The following is a 15,987-nucleotide window of genomic DNA, read 5'->3' as shown; positions in this document are numbered from 1 at the left end:
GCACGCTTTGTCAGACGTAGGATACCTCGAAAGGCTACGGCGCCTTCAGTGCGGCAGGAAAACCGGGTCCGGTGCATGCATGCCGAACAGTTTGGAGTCGCGATGGTTCTTCCAGCGCTTGATGCGGTCGGCGATGGCGCTCTCGAAGGTTGGCGTAAACCTTTCCAGCACCGGATTCGGGGCTTCGGTTGCCAGATCCGACGGCTTGAACCGACCATCCACGATCTTGAAGAGTAGAACGCTGTAGCGCCAAAGATCCTCCAGGTTTGTGGCCGTAGCCATCAGATGCGACCAGTGCTTCGACCATCTGTGGCGATCCATTGCGTAGGTGGCCGCCTTGTATGCTTCATGGAGGAAACCCTTGCTGTCTTTGAGCATCTTTATCGTTTCAAGCGCCCAGGGTCCGGCGGGAGATAGTCCGGCGAGCATCGCGGCGCGCGCTCGATGGGCAGGCTCGACCCGGCTGCGGCGGTCGAGAACGTAGTCTCGAAGATTTTCCTCCCGTTTTGCGCGAATGGCTGCAAGTACCTCGTTGGCCAGATCATGGTCATTTCCGATGCGGTCGAGCCTGGCAAACCGGAGTGCTGTGGTCTCAGCGTCGGTCGCGGCCGACCAGACTGTCACCGCGTCAATGCTAAGGTGATTCCTGCCGAAAGTGGCGCGGACGGGAGGTGCTCCCTGGGACAGGCGTTCCATCAACGCGCGCGCGCCCGTTGAATCCCGGTGCGAAACTGCTTCCGCCACCGCTGATGCCGTGTTGTGCAAGTTATTCAGGGCTTCCTGGTCGATGGTAAGGAACCGCTTGAGCCATTTGTCGACGGTCCGCGGGCTCGCCTTGTCGATTTCCCGGATGAGGCCGGATGTAATGGATCGGATGATAAGTTGCGCTCCAGCTTCAGAAAGCTCGCGCTCGAACTGTTCAACGGCATCGTAATTACGCTTTTGCCTCTCGTACCAGGCGTCGCCAGCATCGGAGAGCTCCCTGAGCTGTTCTGGCGAGAAGGTCTTTTTGGAGGTCGGCCGATCTGAAACGTTCAGAAGAGACTGCCAGTGTTGATCTTCTAACCGCTGCTCGATGTCCGGGAGATTGCGCTCGATCTTGAAGCCTGCAGCCTTATCAATGGCGATATCCAGCCGACCTGCAATCGCCAATGCAGCGGGCGAGCCGAGAAGCTCCACCAAGTTGCGATAAGCCGAGAAGTCAATGCGTTCCAGGCAGGTTTCAATCGAGATGAGGCCGATTTTCGACGCTAAGACCAACGCATCCGACCCATGTGTGATCTCGACCCTGTCTGCGGCATTGTCGAGTGCGGTGGCGGTCCAACCGCTTCCAACTACAGCCGCCAGGAGGGCGGCATCCTGAGAGGTCCGGATGAGACCCAAACACGACAAACGGACGTGTCTATGAGCTGACTTCAAAAGGCCGCCAGCCAGCTCGATGGTGCGCGTGGTAAGAGGTGTTCGGGAATGCTCCGCGAAGGCGAGGGCGCGGAACTGTGCGACTTCGTTGCCATCGGCAATCGCTTTTTCGAGACCGGCTTCTAATCTCGTCGGATGGCAAGGCTGAAATAGGTCTGCCAATCCCCGAATGAAGGTCGCATCTTTCGGATGAGTAAGAAGTGCATCAAGCTGCTCATCTCCGCTCATGTGCGGAAACGCTATGAGGAGCGCATATTGGGCAGCAACGTGCTTTTCGTCGTTCTTGTCACCCTCTAATGCTTCCGTCGCAAGTTCTGCGGCCTTCATGACAAAACGCTTTGCGAGGGAGGCATCCAGAGCAGCGGTGTGCTTTTCAAGCGAGAACGCCGCGATACGGAAATCGTCTGAGGTCCTTGAAAGTGCCTGATTTGCGAAGCGGCGCATCACCTCGATGGCGACCGGCGGCTTGAAGCGAGCTAACCCAGCGCGCGCCATTTCAAAGAAATGATCTTCCTGGCCATTCCCCATGTGTAAGCGAAGCTTGGAGACGTCGATTGTCGCATATCTCTGAGCGGTCTTCTCTATATTGGCCGGGCATGAGGAAGAGGGATCGCACGGGTCAGTGGCGCAGAAATCTTCAACGAGGCGCCATCCTGCAAAGCGCTCTCTGTCTTTCGTCAGCTCTTGAACGATTTCATCGGCCGCCGCCGCATCGTCGCTGTCTGCGGTCGCATAGAGCAAGTATGCCAGGGCCCACCGGCCGGTATCGGATGTACCTGGGCTCTGCAAGAGTTTGGCGGACTCAAGAATAGCCGTACGGGTTTCACTCCAATCTGAGACGTTCAACTGGATCAGATCATTGAATTCCTGATGGTGATTGCGGAATCCGCCGTTGAAAGCCGCCGCAAAGGCCCAGTTGCGAAAGCTGTCCGCATATTCTGCCAGGGGGTAGCCGCCTAAAAACTGGAAGGCCAGAGCACTAAGTCGGCTGTAGTCGCCGTGCTTCTGGAGAATGAGTCCGTCCAAAACCGCCCGTTCTGAATCCAACAGAGTCTTTAACTTGTCGGCGATCTCTGCTTCGCGTTTCGCGCGTTCTTCCTTACGCTTCTCGTCCGGCGCGCCCTGGTGAGTTGGCACCATCATCCGTTCCGGCTGATCGGAGTACATGCTCAGCCAACGGCGGATTGCGTCTTTCAGCGCGGCTGAACACGCTGGCGTTGCCCGTCCGTCCTGTACCGCTTGAATGAGCCATGACTGGTTGGCTGTAACACCTTCCGTGAGTGCTGAGTTTTCCAGCGCAGCAAGGAAAGAGACTGTATCTTGCCGCAGCAATGCCTGGAATTCAGGGTAAAGCGTCTGGTCGAGATTCTGCAGGGCGATGAAGGACTGTACTAGAGCCGCCGTGACTTCCTTAGGAGCTTCATCCAGAACGGAAGCAACGATGGCGGCGATAAGAACGTCGCTGGTTCTATCCAGTGCGGCTATAGGATCGAGTACGTTCCTAAGAGCCTCAAGGACGTTCTTCCCCTGTCGCAATGCGGTTCGCGCAGAACTCACTAGCGACAGTCCAAGAGCGAGCGAAAGCCCATCCTCTTTCAGCATGTACTTGGCTGGATCGTCCTCAAGGATTTCAAAGAAGCGTCCGGCCGAGATAAGGGCAAATTGCTCGGCCACCGTTTGTGGAGAGTGACCAGTAAAGGGGCTGGGGCGGTCGAATACGGTCAGGTCAGCTTGCTGATTGTCTTTGAGCCTATTGATGATCTGATCGGCGTGCACGCGAATATCTTGAACAAATTGACGCGGCGCAATCGAGTTGTTGTCCGAAACCGCGCCGAGCCGGATGTGCTCGAAGAGCAGACGGTTGACGCTGAGCTCCCCGAATTCATCGATCTTTCGGTCTTTGAGGAGGGCCGCTGCGATCCCAAACAGTCGGGGATTGCGCAGGCTACGGACAACGTCCGCGTTGAGCTGTGAAATTGAAGTTCCAAGCGGAGCCAGCAGCGATTCCAGCTCGGAGTCGCTCCATTCAGGCACATCAAACTTCCTGACATTGCTGACGAGACGTCCTTCCATTTGGTCCCTGTAGAAGAGGGTCCTGCAGCTGATGACAAGCTTCCCGCCGATTTCCGCGAGCAGCTCACTCAGGATGTCGATCAGGTGAGGCCAGTTCGCGATCTCCCGCTGGTTCAGGCCGTCAACGAAAACAACCAGTCGTGGTTTGTCGGTGTTTTTGTGCTGCCGCCATCTTTTCAGATGATCGCGCCAACGGTTTTCCGCGATTGCGGTAAAGTTGTCGCCGGTTTGTCCAATCAGCTTCGCAATGAGAAGATCACGCATGGATTCAAGCGAAGACGGCAATTTGAAATCGTCAGGTAGCAAGATGATGGTCAGCGGCTTGACCTGCTGATGCGTCCAAGACTGCGCGAACATCCACGATTTGCCGTTGCCATCTGCTCCCAGGATCGCGGCCACGGAGCCGTCCGGCTTGGCGAAGATGGCATCTGCAAGCTTCGCTCGCAGATCAGGACGGTCCAACACTCCCGCTGTCGATGCATCGGCCGGAGACAGCGCCTGCCCAAACACCACGCGAGCCAACTTCTTGTCTGCGAATGCTGCCGACATCCAAGCAATGTTGTCCTGGAGCGCGAACGCGGGCGCCAGGCTTGGCTGCTGGAGGCCCGCCTTGAGTTCGGCCGATCTTGCGGGAAACTGAGGATGGAGAGTGACCGCCTGCAACTGGGCGACGGCATCTGCATGGGAGGTCGAAGTGTTGCGAGCAAAGAAGTCGGCCGACGTGGCGGGTGCCATAGCAAGCAGCGCCGCCAGTTCGGACAAGCCGGTTGCTGGCCAGGAGAGCACCTTGACAGCGATACCAAGTTTTCTGCCTGCCTTTTGCGCCGTGTTGATGTGCTGCACCGAAATCGGGCCTGTTGATGCCAATATCCAGAGTTCGGTTTGGCCTTCCTCATCAGCAGCCAATTCCGCAATCTTTGAGAGGATTTGGTCTTTCGCCACCGCGTCCTCGTAGAGCTTGCCCTCAAAAGAGATCGTGCCATCGTCCAGAACCGACTGTCCATCCTTGCCACGTTGGGACCCGGAGCTGGCAAGCGCAAAGGTGCGGCCTGTAAGCTCTGTCAGAACGGCCGCCATCAAGCCTTCGAATCCATTTGGGCCGGTGGCGTCGAGCTTGCGGACAGTTTCGCGGAGGTCGTCAAGGGTCTGCATGTTTGGCTCTATGAATGCTTATGCGATTTCCGACGGCTTCGCGGAGGTTATCGTTGCAGTAGTCGTAACCCCCACCATAGGGGCGGTGATGCGAGGACGAGAATGGCTGCAAACACGCAATAGGCAGCGATGTTGAACATCATGAATTTGCGCCTTGCGACGCGGGCATTGACGGATATCTGAACGCACAGGTCATCGAGATAGCGCTCAGTGACACTGCGGTTCTCGCCAGGCTTGTAGCGTTCGGTCACCCGCTCATGATATCGGCCCACGGGGATGTCCGCGATGTGCTCCCAGTAAAGCAGGCTCTTTGCATCGTCCTCCGGCTGATGGAAACGCGCCAAAACCTGCGGAACGAACGAGAGAATACAAACAAGTCCGGCAAGCGCAAAAAGCGGAAGAGCTACACAGAAGGCGACGTTATAGCCGAGGGGAAGGATACTTTGGCCGGTCAGCAGATTGATAGAACCGATGATCCAAGCCGAGGAAAAGGTGAGCAGTGCGGCATTTTTCGTCTCCGCGAACTTTACGAAGTCGATATTGCGGCTAAGTTGCGTTGATAGCACCTTTTCAAATGCTTCTTCTTGATCGTTTTTCATGGTCAACTGTCAGCGTTTCAAATCGATTAGCGAGTAGCTTGTGCTCCGGCCTCCGGCTGCGTCCTTCTTGAGGATGCCTTGGCCGACAAGTTCGTCGATGTCCCTCGCGGCGGTCGCCTGGGAAACTTTCGTGAGTTTCGCCCATTTCGACGATGTAAGCTTCCCTTCGAATCCATCGAAGAGGCGGTTGAGCACAAGCCGCTGGCGCTCATTAAGTTGCCGCGCCGCGTGACGGTCCCAGAAGTCCGCCTTGCGGAGGATGCTGCCGAGAATGGTGTCGGCGCCGTCGAAGGCGCGATCCAAGCAGTCGAGAAACCACGTCAGCCAGTCGGTGACGTCGAGACTACCTCTCTGGGTTCTCTCCAGGATGGCGTAATACTCACTTCTCTCAAGGCGGATTTGAGCGGACATACTGTAGAACCTCTGGGCGCTCTGCTCGGATCTGGCGAGAGCGAGGTCAGCGATGGCACGTGCGATCCGGCCATTGCCATCCTCGAAGGGGTGGATGGTTACGAACCATAGGTGCGCAAGCGCAGCTTTCAGAACAGGGTCGATGCCGCTGGCGCTGCCGTTAAACCAGTCTAGGAACGTCTGCATTTCCTTGTCGAGACGATCGGCGTGTGGCGCTTCATAGTGGACAAGTGCTCGCCCGATGGGGCCCGAGATGACCTGCATTGGTCCGGTTTCAGCAGTACGCCACGCGCCGACTACAATTTTTGTCATGCCGCTCCGCCCGGTGGGAAAGAGCGCAGCATGCCAGCCGAAGAGACGCTCGGCCGTGAGTTCGGCATCGTAGTGTTCGGTGGCATCAAGGATCATTTCCACCACGCCCTCCACGTGGCGATCCGTCGGAGGCAGGGCGCCGATGTCCAGCCCAAGTCGGCGGGCAATGGATGAACGAACTTGGTCGCGATCCAGGACCTCTCCCTCAATTTCGCTGGACTTCACTACCTCCTCGGTGAGGGTCTGGAGAGTTGCTTCGGCTTTTAGAGGGAATCCGAGACGTTCCATCCGCCCGAGGAGGCGCCCCTGCTTGTGACGCACGGAAGCCAAGTGGGCGGCAATTCGCTCCAAGTTCCATTGGAAGGTCGGCCAATCCCCGAGTTCATGAATGTAGACCATAATCTCATCATCCTTTGCAGAGATTATGGATCCCAATCTCGTCATCGACAAGCCTATTCTCGTCAATTATTGCAGAGAAAAGGCGACTAAATTTCTTTGGCCCGGAAATACGGGGAAAACTGCCTATATTTTTTCCATGCATATTCCGAAAGTTCCTCTTATGTTCTAAATATACGCGCTTCGCGTGCAAGGGCAATGAATACCTTCGCGGCGCGGACATCAAACAGCGCTGCTACTGCCGGTTGTGCCTCATTTCAGGTCCCGCTCGTGCCGCGCAACAACGGAGCACAGCAATGGCAGGCCGGAATTGGAATAAGGAGCGGGCTACAAAGCGGATCGACGCCAAGATCGACGGGCTTCCGCTCAAGGCGATCGAGATCAAGGAATACGTCCGCGACACCGATCTCTCAAACCTGGCGAACACGGTGGCGTACCGCGTGGATGGCGTGCATCTCTACGCCGACATTCTCAACGTCAAGGATATGCTGGCGGTCACCGAGATTGAGGGTGAGACCTGCCACAAGCGCACGCTCCGGTTTCTGAACATGCACTACCGCGCGGCGCACCGGATTATCGCGCGTGTAGACGCCATCCTGGTCGACTTCCACAACCAGCGCCTCCACTCCGTGGTTGCCAAGCCTTACGATAACGAAGCCAAGCGCGTGCATCGGGCCGTGGCGACAGCGCAACTAGTCATCGACGTTTTGGCGCAAACTGGCGAAGACGCCGATCATCCTGCCGCCAAGGTGCGTGTCGGCATCGACACCGGCAAGGCCTTGGCGGTGAACAATGGCCGTCGCGGCCACCGCGAGCCGCTGTTCCTGGGCGAGCCAGCGAACTACGGGGCCAAGCGCGCTGGTGGAGGTACTACAACGGGCATCTATCTGACCAACAAGGCGCGAAAAGCCATCGGGCTTTCGGAGACCAGCAACGTCGATACCACAGCGCTTACGGCCGCCGAGATCGCGACCAGTCAAAAGGAAGCCAGGCTTGAGGTCACCGCCACGGAGATCGTGAAGGAGTGGCAGGATGACCTCAAAAACAACCCCATCGGGGCCTTCGAGTTTTCCGGGCATACGCCGCCGTATTCGGCCCTCGATATCGAAACGCTGTCCGCTAAGAACTCGCGCCGCCAGGATGCGTGCACGGTCTATGGAGATCTGGACGGTTTCACCAACTATGTCGGCAACAACATCGCCACCGATGCAGGCGCGAAGCACGTCGTTCGCGCGCTCCACGTGTTGAGGGCCGAGCTTGATGCAGCGCTTCACGAGGATTTCAAGGGTGTGAAAGTCCGGTTCATCGGCGATTGCGTACACGGCCTTCTGGTCGAAGGCACCGCGCAGACCACCGATGTGCAAGAGACCATCAGCAACATGACCCTCTGCGCTGGTGGAATGCGGAGCAGCTTCAACCTGGCTGTTTCCCGCCTTAAGGCAAACGGTACCGATGCGTCCAGCCTGGGTCTAGCCATCGGCTTTGATTTCGGGCCTATGAACGTCACGCGGCTGGGTATGAAGGGCGAACTCATCCGCTGCTCGGTGAGCCGTGGGGTGTTGGCGGCAGAGAAGGAGCAATCCCGCTGCGCCGGGACTGAAACTGCCATCGGTCAGAACGCATATGCCAAGGCCTCGGAGCCGGTGCGCACGATCTTTGGTTCAGGCCGCAAACGCGCCGGTTTGGATTACGACACCGCTGTCAACGAGTTGTCGGCCAAAGGCGACAAGGCGGCAAGGGCCGCCAAAGCACTTTCAACCGGATCGCTCCTGCAGCCTGCCGCCGCCGCAGCCCAGCCGTTCAGCTTTCCCAACCGCGCGACCGGACCGGCGACGCCGGGCGGCTTTGCTTGATGTGGTGGTATCTTTCCGATCTCGCCCGTTTTAAGAGCGAACGGCTAGGGCTTGACGCCCTGGCCGCAAACGCGGATTGGCTCACGCCGCTTGGGTGGCGGACCGATGACGCGAAGAGATTGATTTTCGACGCTGACATCACGATCGGAACGCGCACCTATCCGGTTTTCCTCAGCTATCCCGCGCATTTCCCCAACACACCCCCTTCGGTCTATCCACGTGGTGAGCAGACCACTTTGTGGTCAAACCATCAGTTCGGTCCCGGTGGCGAGCTTTGCCTCGAATACCGCCCTGACAACTGGACCAGCGACGTCACCGGCGCGATGCTGCTGGAAAGCGCGCATCGCTTGCTCTTCACGGAAAATCCACCCGAAGGCAAAGCGGAGAGAGTACCTTCGGCTCACGAAGTATCGCTGGGCCAATCGCTGCGCACGCGTACGTTCCGACTGCTGATGACACGCAAGTTGGCTGACTTCTTTGCGGAGATGCAGGCAGGCGAGATGCTCAAGGGCAACATGCTGGTGCATTACCGGCCTGAGAGCAACGTCTACATTATCGACAAGGTCACAAAGAGCGATGGCGAGGTCTGGATCAATCCCGACGTGCCGCCGACCTTGAGCAGCGAAACCTACGAGCGCACGGTGCCGATTTTGCGGATTGCGAAAGACCAAGCGCTGCCACCGACCTCCAATCCGGCAGACTACAAGGCCGCCATTGCGGCATTGGGGTTCGAAGAGGATGCGTCAATCATTGTGGTCCTGAAGGGCAATAAGGCGCATTGTTTCTGGGGAGCCGCCGAGTTCGCTATTCAGTATGCAACGATTCCGCAGGAGCCCGAGGTCCGGAGGCTGGATGACAGCCACGAACGGCTGCGCGGCATGAGCGTCGCAGTGATCGGCTGCGGATCGTTGGGGAGTAAAGTCGCGGCAATGCTCGCGCGTTCCGGGGTTGAAAACTTCTACCTCGTCGACGACGACCTGCTGCTGCCCGATAACCTGGTCAGGCACGACCTCGACTGGCGCGATGTCGGCACCCACAAAGTGGATGCTGTAACCCAGCGGATCAAAAACGTGAATCCGAACGCCAAAGTGTACGTCCGCAAGGTCCGCATGGCCGGTCAGGAAGCGAGCGGTAGTGCCGAGGCCGCCATTACCTCGCTGCTTGCACGAGACCTCATTGTCAACGCCACCGCCAATCCCAATGTCCACAACTTGGTTTCCGCCGTCGCCGAGTCCGCCGCGAAGCCCGTTGTCTGGGCGGAGGTGTACGGCGGAGGATTCGGCGGTCTGATCGCTCGCTACCGACCCGGCGTTGAGCCGTCACCTCAGCTCATGCGCCGCGCGATCGAGAACTGGTTTGCCGAGCGGAACTATCAGCCCAAGGCGGCGACGAGAGATTACGCGACGGGCGGCGAAGGTCCGCCGATGATCGCGGATGACGCCGATGTCACCAGCATCGCCGCCGCGACCGCGCGCTTAGCCATCGATACGCTCCTGGCACGCGATCCATCTTACTTTCCTGTGCCGGTCTACGTGTTAGGACTCGCTCCGGAAGAGGGACTTTTCACGCAAGCCTTTGAAACCTATCCCATTCCGATGCCGGAAGCCTCTCCGATAGAGAAAGCAATGACTCTCTCGGCCGAAGAGGCGACTGCGGAAATCGTCGAGATTGCCAAGATCTTCGACGTAAAATGAGAATGATCCTTCCTCACGCCGCCGTCAAAACGCTGGTTGCAGAGCTCAAGCGAGCTGGCGTTCGCGAGATCGGTGGAGTTCTTGTCGGTGAGCATGTCGGCGACGAGACGTTTCGGATCGCTGACCTATCAATCCAGCGCAGCGGAGGCTCGGCGACCCATTTCGTCAGAGACCTAGACCACAACCGCGCTTTCCTGAATGAGTTCTTCGCGCGGACGGGACACAATTACCAACGCTTCAACTATCTCGGCGAATGGCACTCCCATCCGTCGTTTGAGCCACTGCCGAGCGTACAAGACCAGAAGGCGATGCGCGACATCGTCGAAGACCCAGACGTCGGCGTCAATTTTGCGGTGCTGTTGATTGTCACGCTTGCGCGCCGCTCGACGCTGCACCTCTCTGCGACGGCGTTCCGCGCACAAGCATCGCCGCTCGTCGTTGAAGTGGAAACTGAAAGGGAAGCCAACCCCAAGCGGGGCTGGTTCGTGCGGCTTATCGATCTTCTTCGATAGCGAAGGTGCGCACACCTAGCCTCTTCACGAGTTCGCGGATCGTTTCGCACACCGGCGCGATGCGCTCAGCGACGGTTGCGTCGTCACCTGCTTGGTAGGGGACGAGGGTCAGGCCCTGGAGATCCGAGGGAAGCTTTAGGTCTTTCACTCTCGGATGAACAAGGATGGTGCGGTACCGGCTCAACTTGCCCATGAAGAGGCCCAGCTCGAAGAGCACGTTGTCACGCACGGTCGGCGCTCTTTTCCCCCGTGATTCCGAGATGTCGTCAGGCTCGGCGATGGCAACGGCAAAATCGGCCTCGCTCACCTGCTTCTCCAGAGCCTCAAGAGGGTAATCGCCCGCGAAAAAGACCCCGTCATCCCAAACAGTGCTGAATACCTCTTTCTCTAAGCCGGTGCGAAGCGCGTGCGCGATTTTGAGCGCCTCGGATGAGGACATGATGAAGAGCTTGGGAGCTTGGTTCGGAAGATAGATGGTCTTGTTGCGCTGATGCAGCCGTTTGGACAGCTCCTGGGCAATCGGCAGCCACACGCTGGGAAACTTCTCGCTGATCCCCATAAACGCGGCGCTGCTCAATTTGAGCGCTACCGCTTGCTCAAGGACGGTGACCGTTGCCGAGCGCGGCAGTGATGCCTCGATGGCTGCCATCTCGCCAATGTGTTGCCCGGCTGATCGCGTGGCAACTTGTGCGCCATTTACGATGATAGCGATTTTGCCAGCAACAAGCAGATAGATGTCATTATCTACAGCATGTTGCACGGTCATGTTCTCGCCGGGTCTAAACTCGACCAGTTCTCCTGCGTCCGCCAGAGCCTGGGCGATCTCAAGCTGGCCGCCTGCGAAATCCTGACGACGGAGCGATGCAACGAGCTGCGGACGGTTCTGCTCCCCTTCAAATCGCTCTTTCATCGGCGTCCCAATTCATCTGAATGTTCTGGTGCGGGCGGCCGGACTCGAACCGGCACAGGCCTTGGGCCCCACGGATTTTCTTACCACTTCGGCTTTCGCCGCCGCCCCTCCGGCGCTCGTGGTCTGGACTATCCCTTCACCCTGGCGATGTCCGCTGTAGGTGCTGCCCGTCTAGTCTCTACACCTTCCCCCTGGCGGGGGGCTTGGCTCGGGATTGCCAGTTAAGGTTCCCCGATTTTGAGCAGTTCTGCTCCTGGGGGTTCCCCCAGGGCACTCAATGGCTTAAGTCCGATGCGTCTACCAATTGCGACACGCCCGCATCGGCCCATCTATACGGCGCATTTCGCCTAAGGCCAAGAGAATCCAACAGTTTTCGCACATCTCTTGAGCAGCTAGCGGAGCGTTTCAAGCTCGCCACGGCGGATTTCCGCCACTTCCTTCTTCGGTGGGCTTCTTCTTGCGGACGTTGATGGCGCTGGCATCCAGCACGTCCTTGAGGTGGGCAGCATAGTATTTCTCGATCATCTCGACGCTGGTCCGGCAGTTCTTGGCCAGCATGTAGATGTCGGCGCCCTCCATCAGGCGGAAGCAGATATAGGTGTGCCGCAGGCTGTAGAGCGTGCGGGGCCGTCCCTCGCGGTCGTGCTTCAATCCAAGCTCGACCAGGATCTGATTGAACATCGGCATGGTGCGATTTGGGGAAGATCTTGTCGGTGGGCTGCGGCTTGTTGCGCTTCTTCAAGCGCTCGAACACAGGCACGGCATTTTGCGTGCTCTTGCAGGGGCCGTATCCGACACAACTCGATGAGGTTTTGCCGAAAGTTCTGACCGGCAGCTGGCGGACCAGCGATGACTAAAGTCGCCGAAACAGAGCGGATCGCCCAAAACGAGCGTATAATGCGTGAAATGGCGGGCAAGAAGCTTGACTGAGCCGCTGTTCACCAAACTTAGGTGTCAATCGGCCTGCAAATTTGATCCCTCATCGGCGTCCAATTTGACCCCTTCGTGCGGCGGGTGTTGCTGGTAGCGCTCGTCTCGTCGGAGCTGGCCGGGATAGCGGAGGCGAGACGAGCGCGGGCGGCGTGATCGTCGTCTCGGCTCTTGAACCGACAGCTATCGTTGCCGGTCTCGACAATGTCGCAGTGATGGGCCAATCGGTCGAGCAGCGCGGAGGTCATTTTGGCGTCGCCGAACACGCTCAGCCATTCGCCGAAGGCGAGATTGGTGGTCACGATGACGGAGGCTCGCTCATAGAGCCGGCTGACGGGATCCGCCCTGCAATCGATTTGAGGATCATGCGTGTCCGGTTAAAGGGATATTCACAAAATGCCAGTTGCGGCTTTCTTCGTGCTCAGCGCGATAGTCGTCTGCCCAACTCGCAATGGATCCCAGGGCACACATGACCTTCTTGAACATCGGGCAAAAGGTCGGTCTGCAAAGGGCTCGAATGCTTAGGTGGTTTGGCCCAGACGATGCGCCGCGATTCGGCGACCATCGAGTGACCCTCCTGGCGCCAAGGCAGAACGGATCGACCCGAACTAGAAGGGCGATAGCGACCAAGAATAGCAGTCTCATGTGGACCCTCAACGCGTGTTGCATCAGGGCGCTGGGACATTGACTGGAGTTGGAGCACCTTCCTTGTCGCCGTCGAACAAGATCAGGACACGCAGCTCCAAGCCGCGCTTTTCCAAAGGCAGCAGAGCTTCCGGTTTCCGGAGGAGCGAAAACATAGTGCGGATAGCGGTTTGACGTTTTCCGTCCGCCCGTCCCAGGAATAGACGGCATAAGTCCCTGGGCCGTCCTTGCCGGCCCTGCGAGGATCAATATCAACTCGCCATGGGTGGTAAGATCACGCACGCCGCGCCCATCCAAGGGAAGCTGGAACAGCTGGTGTGCCGTGCCGCTTCCGCCAAAGAGGGTGTCGATCTCGACTGAAACCATCGCTGCTCGCCTGTCCTTAACCACCGGGCCGCGAAAGCCTGCATAGAGCCGGCCATCCTTGTCCCTCAATGCTCAGGCCATTGTCCTCCAGTCGTCTGTCCAGATAACGGGTGAGAACTTGATCAGAGGCAATGATCACTCGCAGCCTTGGTTTCCGCTCGATGTCGACCGCAATACTGTGTTGCTCATCGGGGTGAAAGCGCACGACCTGACTGCTTGCCCGGAGGCGAGCCGCCGATGAGCTCGTGCTTGACGGGCCAGCTGTTGTCGGCTCTCGCTAGAGAAGACGTCGCTGCGACGGCGGAAGCAACGATCCTCAGTGCTGCAAAGCGAACGACCGCGGCATATGAAAAACCTATGACAGCCATCATCGTGAGCGACAAAAAGTCTTAGTTGTATTCGGCTACGATACACCGAATACTCGATTACACAACCTTTCATTTTAGAGCATTTGAGCCATGTTGTTTGTTGATCGCAGCTTGGGGATTGCCGTCCCGACAGCGTTTCTGACCCTTCTCAAGGCCATACTCCGGCCGGTCCGGAATCACTGAGACGTATCTTTACACGGGGTCCCTCGCGAATCCGCTTCTCTCAAACGTAGTCTGACCTTTAGGACGATCACCATGACCGCAGAAATGGATAATGATCCTGACTTCAATTCCGTCTTTCTGGAGCGGGCAGCAGAAGCTGCCAAACGATGGCGGGAGCGCACCGCAGTCCGCGAGCAAAAAGCCATAGCCGTCGAGGAAGGACGTGCGCTCGTCGCCGATACGCCGCCGCGTGTCGCCCTTCGCTTGAATAGACTGATTGACCAAGTACGAAAGAGCGTAAGCGATGGTCGCCTCCCTGACAACCCGACGCTTCAAGACTTGATCAATCGCCCAACGCCGCTCGCCGCTGAAGATCTCAACGAACAACTCGTTCAGGAAGTCGTGCTTGGCGTGCGCAACTTCTTGTCTGTCGAGTTCCTGGCTCGCGGCATACAAGCAAGCCGGCGCGTCGGCCGCATTCTCATCTATACCGGCGGAGGCCTTCGAGCGCGCCGTCCGGCTTTCTCATTGGCAACGGTGTTGTTCTGACAAATGAGCACGTGCTTCGTACGCAAGAGCAGGCCGCGACTTGCTTCATTCAGATGGACTATGAACAAAATCGCTTCGCGCCAAATCCTCAACCGCAACTCTTCGCTTTCGAGCCGGACCGATTGTTCCTCAATAATCGAAGGCTGGACTTTGCGATCGTAGCCGTTGCGCCGAGGAGCAATCAGGGCGCCGGGATCGACCAGTATGGCTGGCTTACTCTGAACGAGGCTCAGGGAAAGATCACGGTAACACCGGATGACTTCGTCAACATCGTCCAGCATCCTCTCGGCCGCGAGAAGGAGGTTGTCGTTCGCGATAACCGGCTTCTTGACATTTCGACGAGCAGCCAGGAAGTCAACTCTCTTGGCCCATTTCTTCACTACGAGGCTGACACCGAAAAGGGTTCGTCGGGGTCGCCGGTCCTCAACGATCAGTGGGAGGTTGTCGCACTCCACCATACGGGTGTCCCCGTCGAGGATGCGGGCGGGCGTTGGCTCGATAAGGAAGGCAAGATCTGGGACGAGAAGACGCAGTCTTCCGCCGACATTGCCTGGCGCGCGAACGAGGGCGTCCGCGTCTCGTCACTCATCGCCGAGCTCAGCCGGTTACAGCTTTCCAGCGAGCAAAAGGCACTGCTGGCCCCTGTGTTGAACAAGACGCCGCCGCCTTTGGATGTGCGCAAGGAAGCCATCGAGCTACGCAAAGCCAACGAGCCGGTCGGCCGCCGCGCGCCCGACCGGCCTCAACGCGAGCAAGTTGCGGCGATCCAACCATCTGTTCGAACGGCGCTCGAACTTGAGATCCCATTGCGTATTTCCTCGGCTATTGGCGATGCACGTCAACCGCCTGCAGGAACGCCACTTCCATCGGCACCTGCGCGAGTTCCAAGCTTTCGCGGTGAAATCCTGGAAGAAAAGCTCGAGCCAGAGGAGTATGCCGACCGTGAAGGTTACGATCGGCGGTTCCTCGGGGTGAACGTCCCGTTTCCAACCATGAAGGCGCAGCCGCGTTTTGGGCGTGCGTTGCGCGTGCCTCGGCCTGCGCGACCGCGCGATACCATCGAGCTTCGCTACCACCGCTTTAGTATCATCATGAACGAGCGACGGCGCATTGCCTATGTGTCCGCATGCAACGTGAACTTCAATCCACCAGAGTCAGTTTCGCGGGACGAAGGCGGTCAGTCTTGGCGGCTTGATCCACGTATCGATCCGCAAGACCAGCTCGGGGCGAGCTACTACAACGATAATGACTACGACAAAGGGCATCTTACTCGGCGTGATGATGCTGCGTGGGGCAGCGACAAGGAGGATGCCCTGGCAGCGAATTGGGATACTTTCCACTACACAAATGCCGCGCCGCAGCACTATCTGCTAAATCGGTCGACCGATTTCACTGGCGCAGATCTCGACCTGTGGGGTGACCTGGAGAACTTCATCTCGGAGCAGGGCGGGCAGCAAAGAACGCGATTGTCGGTCTTCAACGGCCCCATTTTCGGGGATCGGGACAAGAAATTGGACGATGCTCGCGTCCCCTGGGCATTCTTTAAAATCGTGATTTGGCGCGACCGGAACGAGCGTCCCGGCGCGATCGGATTCGTTCTCAGCCAGCGTGACCTGATCGAGAATTTGGCCTAGGA

General features: G+C 58.1%; 11 protein-coding genes and 1 pseudogene. 5 read left to right on the top strand and 7 right to left on the bottom strand.

What is annotated here, in order from left to right:
* Positions 1–45: 45 nt before the first annotated feature.
* Genes XI03_RS20550 through XI03_RS20540 form a run of 3 tightly spaced genes read right to left on the bottom strand, consistent with a single transcriptional unit; the run spans position 46 to position 6,365 of the window.
* Positions 46–4,644 carry a hypothetical protein gene (locus tag XI03_RS20550; RefSeq protein ID WP_271593071.1) on the bottom strand — a complete coding sequence of 1,533 codons (4,599 nt, stop codon included), beginning with the start codon at positions 4,642–4,644 and terminating at the stop codon, positions 46–48.
* 47 nt (positions 4,645–4,691) lie between these two features.
* Positions 4,692–5,243 carry a Pycsar system effector family protein gene (locus XI03_RS20545; RefSeq protein ID WP_271593070.1) on the bottom strand — a complete coding sequence of 184 codons (552 nt, stop codon included), beginning with the start codon at positions 5,241–5,243 and terminating at the stop codon, positions 4,692–4,694.
* A 9-nt stretch (positions 5,244–5,252) separates the two neighbouring features.
* Positions 5,253–6,365, bottom strand: coding sequence for a Fic family protein (locus XI03_RS20540; protein ID WP_271593069.1), 1,113 nt, complete (start codon positions 6,363–6,365; stop codon positions 5,253–5,255).
* 293 nt (positions 6,366–6,658) lie between these two features.
* On the opposite strand from XI03_RS20540, the gene XI03_RS20535 reads away from it, so the two are divergent.
* Genes XI03_RS20535 through XI03_RS20525 form a run of 3 tightly spaced genes read left to right on the top strand, consistent with a single transcriptional unit; the run spans position 6,659 to position 10,421 of the window.
* The gene (locus XI03_RS20535) at positions 6,659–8,215 is read left to right on the top strand and encodes a transcriptional regulator (protein WP_271593068.1); all 1,557 of its coding nucleotides are present in this window, start codon (positions 6,659–6,661) and stop codon (positions 8,213–8,215) included.
* Positions 8,215–9,909 (top strand): ThiF family adenylyltransferase, encoded by a 1,695-nt coding sequence (locus XI03_RS20530; RefSeq protein ID WP_271593067.1) that lies wholly within the window; start codon positions 8,215–8,217, stop codon positions 9,907–9,909. The genes XI03_RS20535 and XI03_RS20530 overlap by 1 nt, the downstream gene beginning before the upstream one ends.
* Positions 9,906–10,421, top strand: a complete 516-nt coding sequence (locus XI03_RS20525; RefSeq protein WP_271593066.1) for a Mov34/MPN/PAD-1 family protein — start codon at positions 9,906–9,908, stop codon at positions 10,419–10,421. The genes XI03_RS20530 and XI03_RS20525 overlap by 4 nt, the downstream gene beginning before the upstream one ends.
* On the opposite strand, the gene XI03_RS20520 is transcribed toward XI03_RS20525, so the two are convergent.
* The 4 genes and pseudogenes from XI03_RS20520 to XI03_RS40545 all read right to left on the bottom strand — a co-directional run bounded on the left by XI03_RS20520 (position 10,402) and on the right by XI03_RS40545 (position 13,341).
* Positions 10,402–11,331, bottom strand: coding sequence for a TIR domain-containing protein (locus XI03_RS20520; protein WP_271593065.1), 930 nt, complete (start codon positions 11,329–11,331; stop codon positions 10,402–10,404). The two genes, XI03_RS20525 and XI03_RS20520, sit on opposite strands and share 20 nt — an antisense overlap.
* A gap of 405 nt (positions 11,332–11,736) precedes the next feature.
* On the bottom strand, positions 11,737–12,018 hold the full coding sequence (locus tag XI03_RS20515; RefSeq protein WP_271593064.1) for a hypothetical protein: 282 nt from the start codon (positions 12,016–12,018) through the stop codon (positions 11,737–11,739).
* Between the two features lie 267 nt (positions 12,019–12,285).
* Positions 12,286–12,596: pseudogene (locus tag XI03_RS20510) on the bottom strand (ATP-binding protein); the annotation flags it as partial.
* Between the two features lie 28 nt (positions 12,597–12,624).
* Positions 12,625–13,341, bottom strand: a complete 717-nt coding sequence (locus XI03_RS40545) for a DUF3616 domain-containing protein (protein ID WP_442869726.1) — start codon at positions 13,339–13,341, stop codon at positions 12,625–12,627.
* A gap of 554 nt (positions 13,342–13,895) precedes the next feature.
* Between XI03_RS40545 and XI03_RS20505 the strand changes: the two genes are divergently transcribed.
* Positions 13,896–14,351: a hypothetical protein gene (locus XI03_RS20505; protein WP_271593063.1), complete on the top strand. Its 456-nt coding sequence runs from the start codon at positions 13,896–13,898 to the stop codon at positions 14,349–14,351.
* Positions 14,352–14,362: 11 nt separating this feature from the next.
* Positions 14,363–15,985, top strand: coding sequence for a DNA/RNA non-specific endonuclease (locus tag XI03_RS20500; RefSeq protein ID WP_271593062.1), 1,623 nt, complete (start codon positions 14,363–14,365; stop codon positions 15,983–15,985).
* The last annotated feature ends 2 nt before the right edge of the window (positions 15,986–15,987 follow it).

The sequence above is a fragment of the Bradyrhizobium sp. CCBAU 65884 genome, from assembly GCF_028128835.1.
GTDB classification, from domain to species: domain Bacteria; phylum Pseudomonadota; class Alphaproteobacteria; order Rhizobiales; family Xanthobacteraceae; genus Bradyrhizobium; species Bradyrhizobium ottawaense.
This window is presented reverse-complemented; position numbering and strand designations above follow the sequence as displayed.

Bases quoted from the DNA above. Each gene is read 5' to 3' on its own strand.
- XI03_RS20535 (WP_271593068.1), top strand. From the start codon at position 6,659: ATGGCAGGCCGGAATTGGAATAAGGAGCGGGCTACAAAGCGGATCGAC.
- XI03_RS20545 (WP_271593070.1), bottom strand. From the start codon at position 5,243: ATGAAAAACGATCAAGAAGAAGCATTTGAAAAGGTGCTATCAACGCAA.
- XI03_RS20515 (WP_271593064.1), bottom strand. From the start codon at position 12,018: ATGCCGATGTTCAATCAGATCCTGGTCGAGCTTGGATTGAAGCACGAC.
- XI03_RS20550 (WP_271593071.1), bottom strand. From the start codon at position 4,644: ATGCAGACCCTTGACGACCTCCGCGAAACTGTCCGCAAGCTCGACGCC.
- XI03_RS20530 (WP_271593067.1), top strand. From the start codon at position 8,215: ATGTGGTGGTATCTTTCCGATCTCGCCCGTTTTAAGAGCGAACGGCTA.
- XI03_RS20505 (WP_271593063.1), top strand. From the start codon at position 13,896: ATGACCGCAGAAATGGATAATGATCCTGACTTCAATTCCGTCTTTCTG.
- XI03_RS20540 (WP_271593069.1), bottom strand. From the start codon at position 6,365: ATGGTCTACATTCATGAACTCGGGGATTGGCCGACCTTCCAATGGAAC.
- XI03_RS20520 (WP_271593065.1), bottom strand. From the start codon at position 11,331: ATGAAAGAGCGATTTGAAGGGGAGCAGAACCGTCCGCAGCTCGTTGCA.
- XI03_RS20525 (WP_271593066.1), top strand. From the start codon at position 9,906: ATGAGAATGATCCTTCCTCACGCCGCCGTCAAAACGCTGGTTGCAGAG.